Annotated in this window: 18 protein-coding genes, 1 tRNA gene and 1 other RNA gene; 18 read left to right on the top strand and 2 right to left on the bottom strand. The window is 33.8% G+C overall.

Annotated features, from left to right (window positions below; translation table 11 throughout):
- Positions 1-34 precede the first annotated feature (34 nt).
- The 13 genes from deoC (at position 35) to M663_RS0110175 (ending at position 14964) form a co-directional block, all read left to right on the top strand.
- A complete protein-coding gene (gene deoC / locus M663_RS0110250) occupies positions 35-706 on the top strand; it encodes a deoxyribose-phosphate aldolase (RefSeq protein ID WP_029688837.1) in 672 nt (223 codons plus the stop codon).
- Positions 707-712: 6 nt separating this feature from the next.
- The gene (gene recO / locus M663_RS0110245) at positions 713-1459 is read left to right on the top strand and encodes a DNA repair protein RecO (RefSeq protein ID WP_029688836.1); all 747 of its coding nucleotides are present in this window, start codon (positions 713-715) and stop codon (positions 1457-1459) included.
- Between the two features lie 14 nt (positions 1460-1473).
- Positions 1474-1884, top strand: coding sequence for a DUF4342 domain-containing protein (locus M663_RS0110240; RefSeq protein ID WP_003867912.1), 411 nt, complete (start codon positions 1474-1476; stop codon positions 1882-1884).
- Between the two features lie 109 nt (positions 1885-1993).
- Positions 1994-3382, top strand: a complete 1389-nt coding sequence (locus M663_RS0110235; RefSeq protein ID WP_029688835.1) for a glycine--tRNA ligase — start codon at positions 1994-1996, stop codon at positions 3380-3382.
- Between the two features lie 190 nt (positions 3383-3572).
- Positions 3573-4214: a helix-turn-helix transcriptional regulator gene (locus tag M663_RS0110230; protein ID WP_029688833.1), complete on the top strand. Its 642-nt coding sequence runs from the start codon at positions 3573-3575 to the stop codon at positions 4212-4214.
- Between the two features lie 13 nt (positions 4215-4227).
- On the top strand, positions 4228-5040 hold the full coding sequence (locus M663_RS0110225) for a pyruvate, water dikinase regulatory protein (protein WP_029688832.1): 813 nt from the start codon (positions 4228-4230) through the stop codon (positions 5038-5040).
- Entirely contained in the window at positions 5037-7670 is a 2634-nt protein-coding gene (gene ppdK / locus M663_RS0110220; protein WP_029688831.1) for a pyruvate, phosphate dikinase, read from the top strand. Before M663_RS0110225 ends, ppdK begins: the two co-directional genes overlap by 4 nt.
- 426 nt (positions 7671-8096) lie before the next feature.
- Entirely contained in the window at positions 8097-8648 is a 552-nt protein-coding gene (locus M663_RS0110210) for an HD domain-containing protein (protein ID WP_029688830.1), read from the top strand.
- 9 nt (positions 8649-8657) lie between these two features.
- Positions 8658-10844, top strand: a complete 2187-nt coding sequence (gene rnr / locus M663_RS0110205; protein WP_029688829.1) for a ribonuclease R — start codon at positions 8658-8660, stop codon at positions 10842-10844.
- Positions 10845-10932: 88 nt separating this feature from the next.
- Entirely contained in the window at positions 10933-11403 is a 471-nt protein-coding gene (gene smpB, locus M663_RS0110200) for an SsrA-binding protein SmpB (RefSeq protein ID WP_003867905.1), read from the top strand.
- A gap of 3 nt (positions 11404-11406) precedes the next feature.
- Positions 11407-11758: a transfer-messenger RNA gene (gene ssrA / locus M663_RS15555) on the top strand.
- Between the two features lie 11 nt (positions 11759-11769).
- A tRNA-Ala gene (locus M663_RS0110195) sits at positions 11770-11845 on the top strand.
- Positions 11846-13233: 1388 nt separating this feature from the next.
- Positions 13234-14964: an ABC transporter ATP-binding protein gene (locus M663_RS0110175; RefSeq protein ID WP_029688826.1), complete on the top strand. Its 1731-nt coding sequence runs from the start codon at positions 13234-13236 to the stop codon at positions 14962-14964.
- Between the two features lie 206 nt (positions 14965-15170).
- Here the strand turns inward: M663_RS0110175 and M663_RS0110170 are convergent, their stop codons facing one another.
- Positions 15171-16136, bottom strand: coding sequence for a helix-turn-helix transcriptional regulator (locus M663_RS0110170; RefSeq protein WP_009052250.1), 966 nt, complete (start codon positions 16134-16136; stop codon positions 15171-15173).
- A 484-nt stretch (positions 16137-16620) separates the two neighbouring features.
- Between M663_RS0110170 and M663_RS0110160 the strand changes: the two genes are divergently transcribed.
- From M663_RS0110160 to M663_RS0110135, 5 genes are all read left to right on the top strand, one after another.
- Complete coding sequence (locus M663_RS0110160) at positions 16621-17058, top strand: hypothetical protein (protein ID WP_003867901.1); 438 nt, start codon at positions 16621-16623, stop codon at positions 17056-17058.
- 131 nt (positions 17059-17189) lie between these two features.
- Positions 17190-18254 carry a hypothetical protein gene (locus M663_RS0110155; protein ID WP_003867900.1) on the top strand — a complete coding sequence of 355 codons (1065 nt, stop codon included), beginning with the start codon at positions 17190-17192 and terminating at the stop codon, positions 18252-18254.
- Positions 18238-19365, top strand: coding sequence for a hypothetical protein (locus M663_RS0110150; protein WP_029688825.1), 1128 nt, complete (start codon positions 18238-18240; stop codon positions 19363-19365). The genes M663_RS0110155 and M663_RS0110150 overlap by 17 nt, the downstream gene beginning before the upstream one ends.
- A gap of 2 nt (positions 19366-19367) precedes the next feature.
- Positions 19368-20045 carry an ABC transporter ATP-binding protein gene (locus tag M663_RS0110145; RefSeq protein ID WP_012269246.1) on the top strand — a complete coding sequence of 226 codons (678 nt, stop codon included), beginning with the start codon at positions 19368-19370 and terminating at the stop codon, positions 20043-20045.
- Between the two features lie 225 nt (positions 20046-20270).
- On the top strand, positions 20271-20474 hold the full coding sequence (locus tag M663_RS0110135; RefSeq protein WP_009052252.1) for a hypothetical protein: 204 nt from the start codon (positions 20271-20273) through the stop codon (positions 20472-20474).
- Between the two features lie 36 nt (positions 20475-20510).
- Here M663_RS0110135 and M663_RS15550 read toward each other — a convergent pair whose 3' ends face one another.
- A complete protein-coding gene (locus tag M663_RS15550) occupies positions 20511-20615 on the bottom strand; it encodes a hypothetical protein (protein WP_273702693.1) in 105 nt (34 codons plus the stop codon).
- Between the last annotated feature and the right edge of the window lie 57 nt (positions 20616-20672).

Here is a 20672-nt window from a genome sequence, read left to right as displayed (position 1 = left end):
AAAGTATTTAGTGAAAACAAAAGGAGGTTATGTCATGAACATAGCAAAAATGATTGACCACACTCTACTGAAGCCAAATGCGACAAAAAGCGAGATAGAAAAGCTTTGTAATGAGGCAAAAGAGTATGGATTTGCTTCTGTCTGCATAAACCCCTGCTTTGTAGACCTTGCCTATAGTATGTTAAAAGATACAGATGTTAAAGTTTGCACAGTGATAGGTTTTCCATTAGGTGCAAATACTATTGAAAGTAAAGTTTTTGAGGCGGTAGATGCAGTAAAAAGAGGTGCTACAGAAGTAGATATGGTGTTGAATGTAAGTATGTTAAAGAGTGGAGATTATGATTATGTGAAAAAAGAAATTGAAGAAGTTGTAAAAGCGGTGAAATCCTATGGAGATATAGTTGTAAAAGTAATTTTAGAAACCTGTTATCTCACTGATGAAGAAAAGGTAAAAGCGTGTCAGCTCACAAGAGAAGCAGGTGCTGATTTTGTTAAAACTTCTACTGGTTTTGGGCCAGGTGGAGCTACTGTAGAGGACGTAAAATTAATGAGGCAGACAGTTGGTGAAAACTTTGGTGTTAAGGCTTCTGGCGGTGTAAGAACTGCTGAAGATGCTAAGGCGATGATTAAAGCAGGAGCTAATCGGATTGGGGCAAGTGCAGGTGTTAAAATTGTGGAGGAATGGAATAAACTGAAAATGAGTTGATAAAAAATGCGCTTGTTAAAAACAGAAGCAATAGTATTAAAAAACAATTTAATAGGAGAAACAGACAAAATTGCCACCCTTTTTACTAAAAGCTATGGTAAACTTCAGGCAGTGGCAAAAGGGGCAAGGCGCTCAAAGAGCCGCTTTGTGAATGCAATAAGGCCTTTTGTTGTTGCCAATTATGTTATTTTTGAGGGGCAAAATTATTACTATATTGACCAATGGGACTTAATCGAAGCTCATAAAAATATAGAAAAAGACTTAGTTAAATTTTCTGTAGCTTCGTATATTGCCGAAACTATAAACAAAATTTTAGAGGAAAATCAAAAAAGCGAGAGGCTGTATCTGTTTTTAAAACATTCTTTAAAGGCAGTTGATGAGCTACAAATAGACCCTTTAATTTTTATTTCTTCTTATAACTTAAAATTAGTTTCTTTATTGGGATATATGCCTCAACTTGATAATTGTGTTGTGTGTGGAAAAGGAGAGAATTTAAAATATTTTTCTAATTCCTGCGGGGGTGCAGTGTGTATAAACTGCAAAAATAAATGTTTTGACGCCAAGCCATTACATGGAGTAACATTAAAAGCTATAAAGTATTTTCTTAAAAGAGATTATGACAAGCTTCAAAATATTAAAGTTTCAGGAGTTATAAAAGAAGAAGTGGATAAAATAATAACAGTCTATATGAAAGAACATCTTGAAATAGAGTTTAAATCAAAAGATTTTATTAACAAGTTACAAAATATGTGAAAGGAGGGTTTAACGTGTTAGATGAAGAATTAGAAAAAATAGATATGATAGTAGAGAGAATGGGAGTAAGTTATAAAGAAGCAAAAGAAGCATTAGAAAAGTCAGGTGGCAGTGTTGTAGACGCATTGATATATATAGAAGAGAATAGAAAAAGTTGGACTGAGACTTTTACAGTCGCAGGTTCAGAAGTTATGGACAAAATAAAAGAATTAATTAAAAAAGGTAATGTTACAAAAATAAGAATAAAAAAAGACGACAAAGTTCTTTTGGAGATTCCTGTAACTGCAGGTGCTATTTCTGCAGTTATCATTCCTCAGTTGACGTTAGTGGGAGCGGCAGTAGCGCTTTTAGCTAATTGCACAATTGAAGTTGAAAAACATGATAAAAGCGTAACCGTATTAAAAGAAGAAAAGAAAAAAGATTGACAGAAACTTGTCTCTTTGGTATTCTTAAATAAGTAACGTCAAAAACCTTTCTTCCCAAAAGGGATGAAGGGTTTTTGTATAATTGCGAGAGAAAAAGGAGTGTTATTAAATGTCACAAGCAGTCACAATGGATAAAATAGTTGCCCTTGCAAAAAACAGAGGATTTGTTTTTCCAGGGTCTGAAATATACGGAGGACTTGCTAATACTTGGGATTATGGACCTCTGGGAGTAGAACTTAAAAACAATATTAAGAGGATGTGGTGGAAAAAATTTATTCAACAAAGTCCCTATAACGTAGGAATTGATACTGCAATTTTGATGAATCCAGAAGTGTGGGTTGCATCAGGTCATGTTAGCAGTTTTAGCGATCCTTTGATGGACTGTAAAGAGTGCAAATCAAGATTTAGAGCTGACCAATTGATTGAAGATTACATTAAAGAAAAGGAATTAAATATTTCTATTGAAGGTTGGACAAATGAACAAATGATGGAATTTATAAAAGAGCATAAAGTGCCCTGTCCAAAATGTGGTGCCCATAATTTTACTGATATTAGGAAGTTTAATCTCATGTTTAAAACCTATCAAGGTGTTACAGAAGATTCTAAATCAGAAGTGTATTTGCGGCCTGAAACCGCACAAGGAATTTTTGTGAACTTTAAAAATGTTCAAAGGACAACTCGTAAGAAAATGCCTTTTGGAATAGGACAAATTGGTAAATCTTTTAGAAATGAAATTACTCCCGGTAATTTCATATTCAGAACAAGAGAATTTGAGCAAATGGAATTGGAATTTTTCTGCAAACCGGGAGAAGATATGGAATGGTTTAGTTACTGGAGAAAATATTGCATGGATTGGCTTTTAGAATTCGGCTTAAAAGAAGAAAATTTAAGATTTAGAGACCATAAAAAAGAAGAATTATCTCACTATAGTACTGCTACCACAGACATAGAATATAATTTTCCCTTTGGATGGGGAGAGTTGTGGGGAATAGCTAATAGAACAGATTTTGATTTAAGGCAACATATGGAACATTCGGAAGTTGACCTGTCTTATATGGACCCTGTAACAGGAGAAAAGTACATACCATATTGCATTGAGCCTTCTGTTGGGGTAGATAGGTTAATGTTGGCATTTTTAATAGATGCGTATGAAGAAGAAGAATTAGAAGATGGAGAAACTAGAGTGGTTTTAAGGATTCATCCTGCTCTTGCTCCCATTAAGGCAGCAGTGCTTCCGTTATCCAAGAAATTATCAGAAAATGCTTATAAGCTCTATGACCAGTTGAGAAATAAATTTGTAGTAGATTACGATGAGACAGGAAGCATAGGTAAAAGGTATAGAAGACAGGATGAGATAGGCACGCCTTTCTGTATTACTTATGACTTTGATTCGGAAAATGACCACTGTGTAACCATAAGAGATAGAGATACTATGCAACAAGTGAGAATAAAAATTGAAGAAGTAGAGAAATATCTTGAAGAAAGGTTAAATTTTTAAGGGAATCAGGCTTTCTAACTGATTTCCTTGATTTTTTATGTTGCAATAATTTGTGATATAATAGAAGGAAACGAAAAAGAAAGTTGGTTATCTTATAAACTTGTGATATAATTATACTAAAGTGATAAACCGATAGAAAACGTTTATGAAACGACAGAGGAAAGTATAAATTGCCAAAAACTTTAAAGGGGTGATAAAGATTCAACTGACAAACCGCCAGCATATAATTATTGACATTGTGAAGAAACATCAACCCATTACAGGGGAACAAATAGCTGAGAAATTAAATGTCACAAGAGCGACTTTAAGACCGGATTTGGCAATTTTAACTATGTCTGGGATTTTAGAGGCGAGGCCAAAAGTGGGATATTTTTATACAGGAAAATCACCCCTCAGTTTAGTAGAAGATTATATAAAGAGCATAAAAGTAAAAGATATCAAGTCTTTACCTGTAGTGGTAGAGGAAAGTACATCAGTGTATGATGCCATTGTAACACTTTTTTTAAAGGACGTCGGGACAATTTTTGTACAGGATGGAGGATTTTTAACCGGCGCTGTTTCAAGAAAAGACTTTTTAAAAATCGCGATAGGCAACACTGATATTTATAAGGTCCCGGTGGGAATAATTATGACCCGTATGCCTAACATAGTTACAACTTATGATGATGAGCCTGTGTATAATGCTGCTGTTAAAATTATAGAGCACGAAGTAGACAGTCTTCCTGTAGTTGAACCTGTAATGGGAAGTGATGGAAAACAAGGATACAAAGTGACAGGAAGAATTTCGAAAACTAATATAACTAAATTGTTTGTAAAGCTTGGGGAAGGTTAGGGGGATTTCTTGAATGGAAGAAGGAGTATCAATTTACTTGGTTTCAGATTCTAATGTAGATACAGCAGAAAACATTGCGAGTATTGCTGCTGCCCACTTTGATACTTTTATAGAAAAAATAAAAAAATATCCGTATGTAGGTGATAAAAATCAAATAGAAGAAATTATTATGGAAGCAGCTAATGATGCAAATAGCATAATAATCCATACTATGGTGGTCCCGGAATTAAAAGATTATCTTCTTAAAAAAGCACAGAAATTTGGCATAAAAATAGTAGATATAATGGGACCAGTGATAAATGCTATTGAAGATAGTACTGGTATATCCCCCCATACCAATTTAGCAAAAAATAATAAAGAAGATTATTTGAAAAAAATCGAAGTAATAGAATTTGCCGTAAAATATGATGATGGTAAAGATGCAATGGGTATACTATTGGCAGATGTAGTTGTTATAGGGGTTTCTAGAACATCCAAAACACCTTTGTGCATGTACCTTGCTCATAAATACATAAAAGCTGCTAATTTACCTTTAGTGCCAGAAATTGAACCACCTCAAGAATTATTTGAAATCAACTCTAAAAAAATATTTGGGTTGACTATAGACCCTGAAGTTTTGGTAAAAATAAGGAAAGAGAGATTAAAATCTCTTGGCCTTGATGCTAATGCTATATACGCTACTGAAGAAAGAGTTAAAAAAGAGATAAAATATGCTGAGGAGGTGATGAAAAGATTAGGGTGTACTGTAATCGATGTTACAAATAAAGCTGTAGAAGAAACAGCTAATGTTATATTAAACGTATTAAAAGGAGGAGAGATTTCATGAGTAAAAAGTATGTGTATTTATTTAGTGAAGGCGATGCTTCAATGAGAGACCTCTTAGGAGGAAAAGGCGCAAATCTTGCTGAAATGACGAAGTTGGGTTTACCTGTTCCCCAAGGATTTACAGTCACCACTGAGGCTTGTACAAGGTACTATCAAGATGGTAAGACTATAGCTCCAGAAATTGTTGAACAAATCTATGAATATATGGCTAAATTAGAAGAAATTACAGGTAAAAAATTTGGAGACCCAACAAATCCTTTATTAGTATCTGTAAGGTCTGGCGCGAGAGTTTCAATGCCAGGTATGATGGATACTATTTTAAACCTTGGTTTAAACGACGAGACAGTAGAAGGCCTTGCTAAAGCTACAAACAATGAAAGATTTGCCTATGACAGCTATAGAAGATTTATTCAAATGTTCTCAGATGTTGTAATGGGAATTGACAAGAATAAATTTGAAGCTATTTTAGATGAAGTAAAAGAGGAAAATGGTGCAAAATTTGATACAGATTTAACAGCTGAAAACCTCAAAGAGGTAGTAAAAAGATTTAAAGAACTTTATAAGAAAGAAATGGGAGTAGACTTCCCACAAGATCCAAAAGAACAACTTCTAGAAGCTGTAAAAGCGGTATTTAGGTCTTGGGATAATCCAAGGGCTATAGTGTACAGAAGACTTAACGACATACCAAGTGATTGGGGTACAGCAGTAAATGTTCAATCAATGGTATTTGGCAACATGGGCAATGATTCAGGTACAGGTGTTGCTTTCACTAGAAATCCTGCAACTGGTGAAAAAGCTTTATTTGGCGAATTCTTGATGAATGCTCAAGGTGAAGATGTTGTTGCAGGTATTAGAACGCCTCAGCCAATTTCAAGTTTGAAGGAGACTATGCCAGAAGTTTATAACCAATTCGTAGAAATTGCTGAGAAATTGGAGAAACACTACAAAGACATGCAGGATATAGAGTTTACTATTGAAAGAGGTAAACTCTACATGCTACAGACAAGAAACGGAAAGAGAACTGCTCAAGCAGCTTTGAAAGTAGCTGTAGACTTAGTGGCTGAAGGCTTAATAGATGAAAAGACAGCAGTCTTAAGAGTAGACCCGAAACAGTTAGACCAGTTATTGCATCCAACCTTTGAGCCAAATGCGTTGAAAGCTGCTAAGCCTGTTGCAAAAGGTTTACCCGCTTCTCCTGGTGCTGCATCAGGAAAAGTATACTTTACTGCTGATGAGGCAATAGAAGCTGCAAAATCAAGGGGAGAAAAAGTAATTCTTGTAAGAACAGAGACATCTCCAGACGACATTGAAGGTATGTCTGTAGCACAAGGAATACTTACAACTCGTGGCGGTATGACATCTCATGCAGCTGTTGTGGCAAGAGGTATGGGTACAGCTTGCGTAGTAGGTTGTGGCGATGCAAAGATAGACGAGCAAGCAAAAGTAATGAGAATTGGCGATATAGAAGTTCATGAGGGAGACTACATATCTATAGATGGTAGCACAGGTAATGTGTACATTGGTGAAATAAAGACTGTTACACCTGAGTTAACTGGAGATTTTGCAACTCTCATGAGCTGGGCAGATAAATATAGAAAATTAAAAGTAAAAACTAATGCAGATATACCAAGAGATGCAAAAGTTGCAGTTCAGTTTGGTGCTGAAGGAATAGGCCTTTGCAGGACAGAGCATATGTTCTTTGACGAAGATAGAATTCCTGCTATGAGAGAAATGATTGTCTCAAAGACAGAAGAACAAAGAAGAAAAGCTTTAGAAAAACTATTGCCTATGCAAAGGTCAGACTTTGAAGGTTTGTTTGAGGTTATGGGTGAATTCCCTGTTACTATACGCCTTTTAGATCCACCATTGCATGAATTCTTACCTCATACAGATGAAGAAATTAAAGAACTTGCAGAAAACATGGGGATAACTTTTGAAGAGTTAAAAGCAACAGTAGAAAGCTTAAAAGAGTTTAACCCAATGTTAGGTCATAGAGGCTGTAGATTAGCTATAACCTATCCAGAAATTGCTGAAATGCAGACAAGAGCTATTATAGAGGCTGCTATAAACGTAAAGAAGAGAACAGGGCATGACGTAAAACCACAGATTATGATACCACTTGTAGGTGAACTTAAAGAGCTTAAATACCTCAAAGACATAATAGTAAAAGTAGCTGACGAAGTTATAAAACAAAACAATGTTGAAATAAAATATCTTGTAGGAACAATGATAGAGGTACCAAGAGCAGCTCTTACAGCTGACCAAATTGCTAAGGAAGCAGAATTCTTCTCCTTTGGTACTAATGACTTGACTCAGATGACTTTCGGTTTCTCAAGGGATGATGCTGGCAAATTCCTTGAAACTTATTATGAAAAGAAGATATATGAATTTGATCCATTTGCTAAGCTTGACCAAGAGGGTGTTGGCAAGTTAGTAGAAATGGGTACTAAGCTTGGAAGGCAGACAAGACCTGACCTTGAAGTAGGTATATGTGGTGAACACGGTGGAGACCCATCTTCTATTGAGTTCTGCCACAAAGTAGGTCTTGATTATGTTTCTGCTTCACCTTACAGAGTACCTATTGCAAGACTGGCTGCTGCTCAGGCGGCAATAAAATACGATAATAAATAATTAATTTCAAAGGCAGCAAATCAAATTTGCTGCCTTTGAACATTTAAGCAGACTGTTGACAAACTTTCGTAAAGTAGATATTTTGCAATCGGTGCGACTTGTGACAAAGCGCTAACAAAACTTAGGGAGACTGAGGGTGGAGGCAGGGCCGAAGCCATGGATGGCGGAGGCGGGCACCTTAAGGCAAGGAGGCCGATTGTGCCCGGTACCCTGCCGGAACCCGAAAGTCGAGTTAGTTTTGTCGCTTTGGAAACATCGGAGCGACGATGCAAATATCTCCTTTGAATATTTTTTAACTTTGTCAACAAACTGAGGCAGCAAATCAAATTTGCTGCCTTTGAGCATTGTTTAAGGTTATTGTTTTTTGACCATTCATGTTATAATATTAAGTAAAATTGGTAACTTTAATAGTAGGAGGAGAGTTAAATGGATAGCAACACGGCCTTAGCGCTTGTCAAAGAATATGTGTCAGATGAGACTTTAATAAATCACATGATAGCGACAGGTGCTATAATGGGAGGGTTAGCTGAAAGATTAGGGCAAGATGTTGAAAGATGGGTAGTTACAGGGATATTACATGACATAGACTACCAAGAAACTAAGGACAATCCAGAGTTGCACAGTATAAGGGGTGGAGAAATTTTAAGAGAACATGGTCTTGATGAGGAAATAGTACATGCAGTTATGGCCCATAATGAAATTCATGGCATTGAGAGGATAACTCTTCTTGACAAAGCCCTTTTTGCAGTAGATCCTTTATCGGGTTTAATTACTGCAACAGCTTATGTGATGCCTTCTAAAAAATTAGAAGAGGTTCAGCTAAAATCATTAAAGAAAAAGTTTAAAGATAAGACTTTTGCTAAAGGAGCAAATCGTGACCAAATCAAAACTTGTGAAGAATTTGGAATTTCTTTAGACGAATTTTTAGAGATTGCCCTTAATGAAATGAAAAAAATCGCACCGAAGATAGGATTGTGAGGAATGGGAATGAATGTGAAGGAAAAACTTTTAGAATTAATGAATGAAGGAGATTATAAGCCTTCCAAAATAGAGGAAATAATGAAAATATTAGGGATAGACTATAGTCAAAAAAGCATTTTAGAAAAAATATTAAAAGAGATGGAAAAAGAAGGCCTTGTTTTTAAAACAAAACGAGGTAAATATGCTCTTCCTGAAAGATTAGATTTGGTCAAAGGCAAGATTGAATTTCATTCAAGAGGCTATGGCTTTTTAATTCCCGAAGATAGCAATATAAAGGACATATTCATACCTGTAAGCGGCATGAACGGTGCAATGCATGATGACACTGTTTTGGTAAGAGTTACAAAAAGGGTGGATGGAAAGAGTGAAGAGGGAGAAGTTGTAAAAATTCTCAAAAGGGCAAATACAACTATTGTTGGAACTTACGAAAAAAGTAAAAATTTTGGCTTTGTAGTGCCAGACAACAAAAAGATCCATCAAGATATATTTATCCCTAAAGGAGAAGATAAAAACGCAAAAACTGGTATGAAAGTTGTAGTTAGAATTACTAAATGGCCTGAAGGAAGGCGAAGCCCTGAAGGGGAGATTATAGAAGTATTAGGGTATAAAGGTGACCCTGGCATAGATGTAATGTCCATTATAAGGGAATATGATATTCCTGAAGTTTTTCCTAAAGAGGTTTTAAAGGAAACAGAAGATATATCTACAGAAATTCCTGAAGAAGAAAAAAAGAGAAGAGTTGATTTGACTAACTTAAACTTTGTCACAATTGATGGAGAAGATGCAAAAGATTTAGACGACGCAGTATGTGTACAAAAACTTTCAGAGGAAAATTACCTTTTATATGTGAGTATTGCAGATGTGAGCCACTACGTAAAAGAAGGTTCTCATTTAGATAAAGAAGCATTAAAGAGAGGATGTAGTGTATATTTCATTGATAGAGTAATACCAATGTTACCTCCTAAGTTATCTAATGGTATTTGCAGTTTAAATCCGCAGGAAGAAAGACTGACTCTCACTGTTAAAATGAAAATAAACTCTCAAGGAGAAGTTGTAGACCATGAAATTTTTGAAAGCATTATAAAGAGCAAAGAGAGAATGACATATACGAATGTTTACAAACTCTTAGAAGAAAATGATGAAGAATTAAAAAAGAGGTATCAGTATCTATTGGAAGATTTTAAACTAATGAAAGAGCTAGCTCTTGTTTTGCTAGAGAAGAGGAAAAGAAGAGGCAGTGTAGATTTTGATTTTCCTGAAGCTAATGTAATAGTAGACGAGAAAGGTAAGCCAATAGATATTGTAAAAGTTGAAAGAAATATAGCTCACAGGATAATTGAAGAATTTATGTTAGCAGCTAATGAAACGGTAGCGGAGCACATGCATTGGGTAAATATACCTTTTGTTTATAGAATTCATGAACATCCGGATATAGAAAAGCTGATTGCTTTTAATAAGTTTATTCACAATTTGGGGTATCATATAAAAGGAATTGAAGGAGGACAAATACATCCGAAGTCTTTGCAAGAATTAATAAGACAAGTGAGAGGAAAGAGTGAGCAAAGAGTTGTAGAAACTTTGCTTTTAAGGTCTTTAAAAAGAGCAAGATACAGTCCAGAAGACATTGGCCATTATGCTTTGGCGACCCAATATTATACTCACTTTACTTCTCCTATAAGGAGATATCCTGACCTTATAATTCACAGGATAATCAAAGAATACATAAATGGAAAATTAACAGAAAAAAGACAACGTCATTACAACAGAATCTTAAATGACATTGCTTTAAAATCTTCTGAGAGAGAAAGAGCAGCAGAAGCTGCAGAGAGAGAAATAGAAGAATTAAAGAAAGTAGAGTACATGGCAGATAGAATAGGGAATGTTTATAAAGGGATAATTTCCAACGTGACAAATTACGGATTTTTTGTAGAGCTTGACAATACTGTGGAAGGGTTAGTAGATGTTGCTTCATTGGAGGATGACTATTACCATTTTGATCCAGAAAGATATGTTTTAATTGGTGAAAAGAGCAAAAAAGTTTACTCTATAGGTAAAGAGGTTTATGTAAAAGTTGTTGATGTAGATGTGGATAGGAGAGAAATAGACTTTGTTTTAGCAGAAGAGGAAAAAGATAACTTAGAGATTGGCTTAGCGGAGCATAAAAGCGCAGAAACATATATTGACACTATTTAAAAATGTGTTATAATATAAAGAGCGATGATGGTGCCCTATTTGTGACACACAAGTAGGGCAATTTTCTCCTAAAGAGGGTGTTAAAAGTTTGGCGAAGGAAGAAATTAAAATAATCGCTCAAAACAAAAAAGCTTACCATGATTACTTCATTGAAGAAACTTATGAAGCAGGAATAGTGCTTAGTGGAACTGAAGTTAAATCTATTAGGATGGGGAAAGTCAATTTAAAAGATAGCTTTGCAAGAGTTGAAAACAACGAAGTTTATCTTTATAATATGCATATAAGTCCTTATGAAAAAGGCAATATATTTAATAAAGACCCCTTAAGGACTAGAAAATTACTTCTCAATAGACATGAGATTAATAAACTAATTGGTTATGTGACAAGGAAGGGTTACACTTTAATTCCTACAAAGCTTTATTTAAAGCGAGGCCTTGTCAAAGTCGAATTAGCTGTAGCGAGAGGTAAAAAACTCTACGATAAGAGAGAAGATATTGCGAGAAGAGATGCAAAAAGAGAATTAGAAAAGCACTTTAAAGAAAAACAATTAGGCATATAACATGGGGGTGTACTGGTTTCGACGGGGGCAGTCGAGGTAAAAGTAGCGAGCCGAGTTGTCCGCCAGCTCGTAAAAATGGTGGAGTAAAAATAAACGCAGACAGAGAATTAGCTTACGCTGCCTAATTTAAGGTAGCCGTCCAACCTGAAATGCCCACGTTTCAGGATTGGGCGTCAAAACAGTGGGGAACTAGTTTTGCTCAGGCTTCGGGGCAAAACCGGAACTTATGAAGCTACCGAGGGGTTATCCTGTCGCTGGGAGAACCGCTAAGGGAAAGTTAAAACAGCGACTGCGCTCGGAGAAGCTTTTACTGTGACGCCTTCGGACCGGGGTTCGACTCCCCGCACCTCCACCAAAAATAAATATGGGGCTGTAGCTCAGTTGGGAGAGCGCCACAATGGCATTGTGGAAGTCGTGGGTTCAAGTCCCATCAGCTCCACCAGAAAAATCAAGGGTTCTAGGTATCCGGCAAGGTACCAGAACCCTTTTTTGGTGCTCAATTGGTGCCCGTATGGAGGTGTCAAGATTATGATAGACCTGGGAAAGGCCAGACTACGTTTTGAAGAACTAGGGCTTCTGAGCGCAGATTCTTTACTTGATTCACTCCTTGAAAGAGTGCAACTTTAGTTGGTGTAATTCCATTTGAAAATCCTCCTGTGTGGATAAGTTAACGGACCTAATATAAGCGATACTCAGCAGATGTTAGTACATGCTGCGATGTATACGAAACTTAACTAGTTACAATTGTGGTGGTAGGTAAAGTAATATGGCTAAAAGTATCAAGGTTGCTAACAGAAATTAATATTTCTGACATAAGCTTTTTCAAAATCTAGGGCCTTAAAACTAAATTTATCTTTCTGATTCAATCCTTAATCTATAGACAGCCTTTTATATCATGTAAAAAATGAACATATTTATATTCACATTCAAATAAAGTTTGAATTTTCAGACAATTTATTTTAAACAGCCCTTTTTCAGTCCTATAATAGTTAATTTTACTGGCCCTGAAACTATTATCCCTTAGTTCATTGCTAAAAGCTTCTAAATCGTAATAAAATCCATCCATTTTTTAACACACCACCCAGAATCAATTCGGGTTGAAATTGTTTAACTTACCATATATTATATAGGTAAGAAAAGGAAAAGTAAAGGGAGGCAAGGGGAGGTATGAGGAGAAAAATTATTAGTTATTTTTTCTATAGTTACTCTTTTAGTATATTCATGGTGTATTAGTGTGCTAGGAAATGATGGAAGTATGGGACCATGTGGAGAAAAGGATGCGATATATTATCATTCTGTAGTTGTAGATAAGTAAAAAAGTAAAGCAAAAATGTATTTCAAAAAGGCTAGAAGCACATCTTAAAACTTTTATGTAAAAAGTTTTGAGATGTGCTCAACATAAAAATTGCTTAGGAGGAGGTGAAAATATGCAGAAGATAACATTTTCTTCTGTTACCCCGATGGGATGGTGCCTTGGATTTTTCGAATGTGGGGTAATAGACAAGTAAACAAAATTACCTCCAAGGGGCTGTTTTGCCCTTTGGAGGAAAAATCCAATTATAATTAGTTAGTAATTATAAACTGTAATAATTTAGTAATTATAAACCGTAATAATGACGATATTAATGAGGATCTAAAAACGTATCTATATCTACTTGTTATTATTTAAATTGCTTTTTGCTTAGCTTCACTTTTTTGTCAATAATATCGTGGTAAATAGCTCAATAAAGTATTTGAGAAAATATTGCAAAAAATTATTCAAAAGACTTTGGTTAATGAGTAATAAAGAATTCACTAAACAATGTTTACTATTCCAAGGAGGTAATATGAATGAAGACGATAAAGAAGTATATCTTAAAGTACAAATTTTTGATTCTAGTAAACGCTGTACTTGTAATTTTTGTATCAGCCCTTAAAGCCTTGCAGGCAATACTTTTTAAAACAATTGTTGATACTTCCGTTGGAAATTTAAGTTACAGCATTTCTACATTAATATGGTATTCGGTGGGGTTTTTGGTAGCTGTATTTACGGCTGAGACCTTATCAAAAGCAGCTTCTGCAGCTTTTAACAAAAAAGTGATGATAGACTACAAACAATCCATTATAGAAAGCTTTATCAATTCCAAGAGAAGGGGAAAAATTACAAGTTCTGAATTAATATCCTTGCTTAGCAATGACGTGAGAATGATAGAGAATAATTATCTCACAAGTTTGATTAGCATTATGGAGGATATTTTGCTATTTGTCGTGTCTTTATATCTATTATTGCGTATAAACGTTTATCTCACTATAATCATTTTTATTTTTGGATGGGTTCCAGTGATTATACCTCAACTTTTCACAAAGATAAATCAAGAGCTAAAAGCAGAGTACCTCAAAAAACTTGAGAGATTCACCAACAGGATAAAAGAGATGGCTCAAGGATTTGAAGTAATAAAAGCCTTCAACATAGAGGGTAAAATACTCGATATGGCATCAAAAGATAACAAAGAAGCAGAAATGGCAGGGTATAAATCTGATGCATTTCAAGGATTTCAAGGGGCATTGTCTATTGTTTCAGGATTTGCAATGTTTTTTGTGAATATTCTTCTAGCGACCTATTTAGTCATAAAAGGTTACATAACAGTAGGTTCTATGATTGCTGCTGTACAGCTTATGAACTATATAGTAAATCCTTTGATTTCCGCATCTGTATATGCAACAAAAATAAAGTCTGTTGAAAAAATAGCAGATAAGATTCAAAAAGAAATAATAGATGCCAGCAAAGAGGAAATTTCACAAGGGGATAAGCAGTTTGAATTCAAAAATTCCATAGAAATTAAAAGCTTAACCTATTCTTATGATGGAAAGAGGAATGCTCTATCAAACATAAATATCAAATTAGATAAAGGGAAAAAGTACACTCTAGTTGGAGAAAGCGGATGTGGGAAAACTACTTTACTAAAAGTCTTATTAAACCACATTACTGATTATGAGGGGCAAGTACTTATTGACGGAGTAGATATAAGGTCCTTTGACCCGGCCTCTTATTACAAAAAAGTTAGTATTATACAGCAAAAGGTTTTTATGTTTAAAGACACATTAAGGAATAATATTTGCCTGTACAGCGACTGTACGGAGGAAGAGCTAAATGAGGCATTAAGACAATCTGGTCTAGTTCAGGTTGTTGAAAAACTTCTAAATGGACTTAATACAGTAATAGGTGAAGGCGAAGTAGAATTATCCGGAGGGGAGATGCAGAGAATAGCTATTGCAAGAGCTCTTATCAAAAAAGCGGAACTATTGCTCATAGATGAGGCTACAGTAGCTTTAGACAAAGTTACCGCGAGTGATATAGAGAGGACGCTTATAAATTTAGATGCGACAGTACTTGCTGTAACCCATAAATTAGACCCGGATATACTGAAAAGGTATGATGAAATATTTGTGATGAAAGATGGAGAAATCATTGAAAGAGGTACATTAGATGAGCTATTAGAAAAGAGAGGATATTTCTATTATATGTATAATTATGGGATTGATGAAAAAGAGGAAATGGAGACCATAGAAGAAGCTGTATGAAATAATCAAGTTGTAGAGATGACTTCTCTTGTCTAAAAGAAAAAAGTCCTCCACAAAAAGGAGGGCTTTTTATCTATTGTCTGTTAAAAAATATTGTTTCACTGTTATCATAAACAGAAGTGTGAAAAGTTTTTGTAATTATAACTATATCTCCTCTTAGGATGCATGGAGATCGAAGAAAAGAAATATTTCTAAATATTCCAATTTCATTCACGACTTTTTATTACAAGCATGTTATTTTCCTTAGAAATTTCTAAATTATAAAATTTCCTGCACGACTCTATAGTTGTTTCTATAAGTTTTTCCTGACCAGTCATTTCAAATAAATGTATAGATTTAACCAGAAAGTCTTTGTATTCTTCTTTGCCAAGATTGTACTCTGCAATTGCTTTTCTAAAGTATAAAAGCCCCAAGCCACTTAAAGTGTTATTTTTTATACAGGTTTCTATGCCTAGATTTGAATAATGTAAAGATTCTTTGTAAAGAGAAAGAATATGGTAATTGTAAGATATGTTGTAATAAATTTTTATTTTTGTTTCCCATTCTTCTGGAGATAAATTTTCTAAGCAGAATAAAAGCATTTCAAGGCTTTTTTGCACATTCTCTGTTTTTTTGATAATTAAAGACATATTCATTAAAATTCTAATTTCCATGTCACTGTAGACAAAATCGGTATAATTAGAAAGAGAAAAATTAGGAATAGTAACTTCCATTGCTTTTTGAAGTTTTTCCATGGCTTTTTCATGATCTTTGTTAATTGTTTTTTCAAAAACAGATTCAGCAAGGAGTAAAAGTTGATTTAATAATTTAGAGTAATATAAACTCATATTGCCTTTTTCAAGTAGTTTCTTTAACCTATCAACATCTTCTTTCAAGCTCTCAAAATTTCCGCTTTCAAGCTTATTTTCAAGAGAGCATTTTATGTCAAAGAAAGTAGGAAAATCTTTTAATCTGTATTTCAAGAGCAACTCATTTAAATCTTTTTTATAAAGGTGTGATAATAATTCTAAAGTTTCCTGTTTGGGTAGAACCTTACCGTTTTCAATTTTTCTAAGAGTATCTCTATTAATAAAGCCATGCTTAGAAACATCGATTTGAGAAAGACCTAGAGATTTGCGGATATTTTTAAGTTCCTCACCAAAAGCTTCTAAATCATAATAAAACCCATCCATTTTTTAACACCCCATGCCGATTCAAATCGGCTTGAAATTATGTTGGTTATTATCTATTATATAGTTAAAAGAAGGAAATGTAAAGGGCAGGTGAAGATGGAATGAAGAAGAAATTGCTGGTTATTTTCTTTATTGTTAATATCTTATTTACATCTTGTTTCTTGAGTTCCTTAGGAGATAGAGGGGTAGTACCATTAGGAGAAGAGGATGCAATAGACTTACATTATATAGTTTTTCATAATACAGTATAACTCCATGAAATACGAATTTCAAAAAAATTAGATGTTAATCTGTGAATCTGACAATTTTTAAAATTTTACACAATTTTGTTCAATATATACACAAAAAAGGAAGAGGACTATCAAAAGGTATAGACCAAATAAAAAATTGTGATAAATGTGTATAACTCATAATTTAAATTCGTGATTAGTTCATTAAAAGCCCCCCCTGAATTTTATAATATTTCAGAAGGAGATGAATGGTGATGAACAAGAAAATAACATGCCTGTTTGTAATTCTTTTGATAGTTACTTTTACTACTTCTGCATATGCGGCAATTACTACGATTGTATATCAGTCAGGTCCAAATCTAGTTAAGTCTACGGAGTACTATCAATACAAATACGTTGGTTACATTCAATTGACCTCAGCTTATAATGATAATGGTTGGAGTAGATTACGAGGCTATATAAGGTATTATATTCCTAATACAGATAAAGATACTGGTAGATGTTATACTGACTGGTCACTAAATGGAGAACTCGTCAGTAGAGAGATTACTTTTTATGATACCTTAAATCCCTTTGCTGAAAAAGTACGGTTTGAATATGGATTTGACTCTGTACCATATGGTAGCGGAATTTTACCATTTACTATATCTACACCAATGGTGGAAGTTTTTGAAATAAAAATTGGTAAATAAGACAAACCACTTGTTTATTACACTTGGCAGATAAGAGTGTTTTAAAAGGGGGGCTTTTTATAGGGCTTTCCGGTTCGGAGAAGACAACATTGTATATGTTGTAGTTCATATAATGAGAGGAGAATTAAAAAATGAAAAACAAATTTATACTTTTCACACTGACTTTTATTTTTTCTGTAGCATTTATCATTTTTTCTTTGTTTACATATTTCAGAGCAGATACGATTTTAAAAAATCCTTTGGGGCTTAGTGAGAATTTTGTCGAACTTCAAATTTCTCCTCCTTTTGACCCTCAACTGGCCTTAGACGTTGAAATAGCCCATAAAGTCAAAGAGGAAATGTATAAAATTGTTAAAAATAAAAATATCGTAATGGTATATTGGGACATAGAGGATGTTGGACTTGGTTTATATGATCCAATAAACTTTTATAAGTCAAACTTATTGAAAGAAGGGGACATGTTTTCTGCTGTGTCTGTTAAAGACATAATCATAAAGGAAGATTCTTATTCTTATGATTACAATGTAAAAAGATTAGGTAGAAATTATATTGAAGACATGATAGAAGGCAAAAAACTAAACATATTAGGAGTATACGACTCAAGACATCCCCTGTATGACAAAACTCATGAGTATATATACAACTATTTTAGCAAGGCTAATAATATTTTTGGCTTTTATTATTTTGATTCTAATTCAAAAGAAGAAGTAAATCAAATTGTTAGTGATATTCAAAAAATGCTGCAAAAATACGGGTATTTATATGACATTACTGATGAAGGGTTTTACAGGGGCAATCTTAAAAATATTATCTCTTCAATGCTGCTTTCTAAAATTTATTTGCCTGTGTTTATAGCCTTTATTTTCGTATGCGTAAATTTGTATTTTTTCTATTATATACTTTTACGTAATCAGAAAAAAGTTATGATTATACATTCAATATTTGGAGCAACAAATGTAAAGCTTTTGGTAAGGTATACAAGAGAAATATTGAAGTACTTATTTTTAAGCTCTGTGCTAGTCACAATTTTTTACAAACTATTTTTTGCCAGTACTGTTTATGATGTTTCGATCAAAACACTATCAATTGTCGTATTGGCAAATGTCTTGTTGGGATATGCAATATGGTTTTTGGCTTTTTTAACTGTTGACTACAGGTTAAACCGAAAGGATGGAGTATATGATTACGCAATTTAAATTGGCTTTTAAAGATATTAGGAAAAATAAGTGGAAAATTCTTTTATTTATTTTCCAAATGACAATTTTTTTGTTTTTTACAATTATAATTTTAGAGCAGTCTGTACAGTTAAGTCACTACAGCAAGATGCTAAAGATTATAAAAAATAACAATATAATCTTTTTTAAAGATTACTTAAACAACTGGGAACCTCCTTTTATTGACAAGGAGATATATTATTTTTTTGAAAATCTTTTTGATAGGAGTGGTAATGCGTACTCCGTAATGGAAAATGCAGGTACTGTAGAATTTTCACAAGAACATCCCGATGCAAAAATAGTTATAGGGGTGGGGAATTTTGATAAAATTTTTGGAATTGATAAATACAAAGATACAGAAAAACCCTCATACGTTTTTATAGGTTCTGATGTAAAAAGCATCAGGATTGGAGATGAAATTAAATTGGGAATTTTTAATAGGCAAACGTACAAGGTTGATGGCAGATTAGAAAAGGGAGAGGGTTATATAAATAAAGGCAGATATAGAAGTTTAGACGACAAAGTGCTTGTTTTGACTTCATCAAGAGAAGTAGCAACATTGTACCAAGTAGGAGGGTTTCTTGAGTTAATACAAAATATTCATATTACAAAATCGGAGGAAGGCGAGATTGATAAAATTGTAGAAATGGCAAATAAGACCAAAAAAATTACTTTAATTCCTGAAAAATTGAATTTAAGAAATATAGTTGAAAAGGGCTATAATGAGGATTTCATAAATTTTATATTTTTTTCAAGCTTTCTTATAAGCATGGGGATATTCATAATAGTTGGATTGGTTTCTTTCCTTTATATAATGATAAATCGCAACTTTACAGAATATGTTGTTCATCAAATATACGGGGCTACTAAAAAAGATTTATATTTGCGCATAACTATTTTTGTGGTTTTAGTTGTCATTTTGCCATTAGCTATATTTTTAGCTATACCTAATATGCTTTTATTGCCAAGCACCAAGTGGGTATGGTGGTTTGTCTTTACGTTTTATTTTATAACAATATTATTTGTATCCATTTTGTCTGTTGGGAGATTGAACAAAAAAGACTTAACAGCATTTTTAAGGAGGGATAATTAAGCATGCTCATAAAAACAGAAAATGTAAAAAAAGAATACATGAGTGGAAAGAAGAAGAATCTGGTTTTAAAGGGAGTAAACTTAGAAATAAATGCGGGAGAAAAGATTGCTATAGTAGGACCTTCAGGCTCTGGCAAAACAACACTTCTTAATATAATAGGATTATTACTTCCCGCAACAGAAGGGGAGGTTTACTTAGCTGGGAAAAGAGCATCAACTTTAAAGGAAAAAGAAAGGGCAAAACTCAGAAATAAATTTTTTGGTTATGTATTCCAGGAATTTCTTTTGGTAGAAGAAGACACGGTATTTCAAAATATAGAAATACCTCTTTTGTACTCTTTGACAAAGAAAACAAAATCGGAGAAAAGAAAAATGGTTGAAGAAGTTTTGGAAAAAGTGGGTTTGGAAGTTAAAATAAACGAAAAGGTCAGGAACTTATCAGGAGGAGAAAGGCAAAGGGTGGCAATAGCAAGAGCTATAATAAATGACCCTGAGGTAATCCTTGCAGATGAACCGACAGGTTCGTTAGATGCAGAAAACGGGGAAAAAATCATGGACATTCTGGAAAGTTTGGTAGACAAGGGTAAAACTTTATTGATTGTAACACATAATGAAGCTATTGCAAAAAGATGTGACAGGATATTCAGAATAAAGGATGGATATGTGGAGATAGAAGAGTAACACAGTTTTGGTTATTTTTAATACCCATGCCAATTCAAATCGGCTTGTAATTGTTTCCTTTACCATGTATTATATAGATAAGGAAAGGAAAAGTAAAGCTACTTTTATATTCATATTTTCGGATGTTTCTTTTTTATCAATAGATAAAAATGGTTTAAGAGAAAAAACAGTTTTATTATTTAAAGGGTATCGAAGTTAGATTCAATAAGAGGAAGATTTAAATAAATGCAAAATTTAAAGGGTAATATACAATTTTTCTTGGCAGTACCATTATTTTCAAATCTTTTTACCTCTTTAATGGCGCCTTTTTGGGTAGTATATTTTAACAGAATTAATTTGGATTTTGCACAAATTTCACTGCTCATAATTATAAATCATGTAGCGGTTACATTATTTGAAATACCAACTGGTGCTCTTGCTGATACATAATCAAACAGGAGGGACGGTTCCTTCTGTCTGATTTTTTCAGATAAAAGGAACCGTCCCCCTTGTTTGACTGTGGGAAGAAGATGCAATTGACTTGCACTCATAGAGATGGGACAAAAGATCTAAAGTTTCCTGTTTGGGTATGACTTTACCGTTTTCAAATTTTCTAAGTGTATCCCTGCTGATGAAAACTTGTTCAGT

The sequence above is a fragment of the Thermoanaerobacter sp. A7A genome, assembly GCF_000445185.1.
GTDB lineage: Bacteria > Bacillota > Thermoanaerobacteria > Thermoanaerobacterales > Thermoanaerobacteraceae > Thermoanaerobacter.
This window is presented reverse-complemented; position numbering and strand designations above follow the sequence as displayed.

Coding starts and splice junctions, on each gene's coding strand:
- M663_RS0110145 (WP_012269246.1), top strand. CDS start 19,368: ATGCTCATAAAAACAGAAAATGTAAAAAAAGAATACATGAGTGGAAAG.
- M663_RS0110235 (WP_029688835.1), top strand. CDS start 1,994: ATGTCACAAGCAGTCACAATGGATAAAATAGTTGCCCTTGCAAAAAAC.
- ppdK (WP_029688831.1), top strand. CDS start 5,037: ATGAGTAAAAAGTATGTGTATTTATTTAGTGAAGGCGATGCTTCAATG.
- M663_RS0110160 (WP_003867901.1), top strand. CDS start 16,621: ATGAACAAGAAAATAACATGCCTGTTTGTAATTCTTTTGATAGTTACT.
- rnr (WP_029688829.1), top strand. CDS start 8,658: ATGAATGTGAAGGAAAAACTTTTAGAATTAATGAATGAAGGAGATTAT.
- deoC (WP_029688837.1), top strand. CDS start 35: ATGAACATAGCAAAAATGATTGACCACACTCTACTGAAGCCAAATGCG.
- M663_RS0110175 (WP_029688826.1), top strand. CDS start 13,234: ATGAAGACGATAAAGAAGTATATCTTAAAGTACAAATTTTTGATTCTA.
- M663_RS0110170 (WP_009052250.1), bottom strand. CDS start 16,136: ATGGATGGGTTTTATTATGATTTAGAAGCTTTTGGTGAGGAACTTAAA.
- M663_RS0110135 (WP_009052252.1), top strand. CDS start 20,271: ATGCAAAATTTAAAGGGTAATATACAATTTTTCTTGGCAGTACCATTA.
- recO (WP_029688836.1), top strand. CDS start 713: ATGCGCTTGTTAAAAACAGAAGCAATAGTATTAAAAAACAATTTAATA.
- M663_RS0110150 (WP_029688825.1), top strand. CDS start 18,238: ATGATTACGCAATTTAAATTGGCTTTTAAAGATATTAGGAAAAATAAG.
- M663_RS0110155 (WP_003867900.1), top strand. CDS start 17,190: ATGAAAAACAAATTTATACTTTTCACACTGACTTTTATTTTTTCTGTA.
- M663_RS0110210 (WP_029688830.1), top strand. CDS start 8,097: ATGGATAGCAACACGGCCTTAGCGCTTGTCAAAGAATATGTGTCAGAT.
- M663_RS0110225 (WP_029688832.1), top strand. CDS start 4,228: ATGGAAGAAGGAGTATCAATTTACTTGGTTTCAGATTCTAATGTAGAT.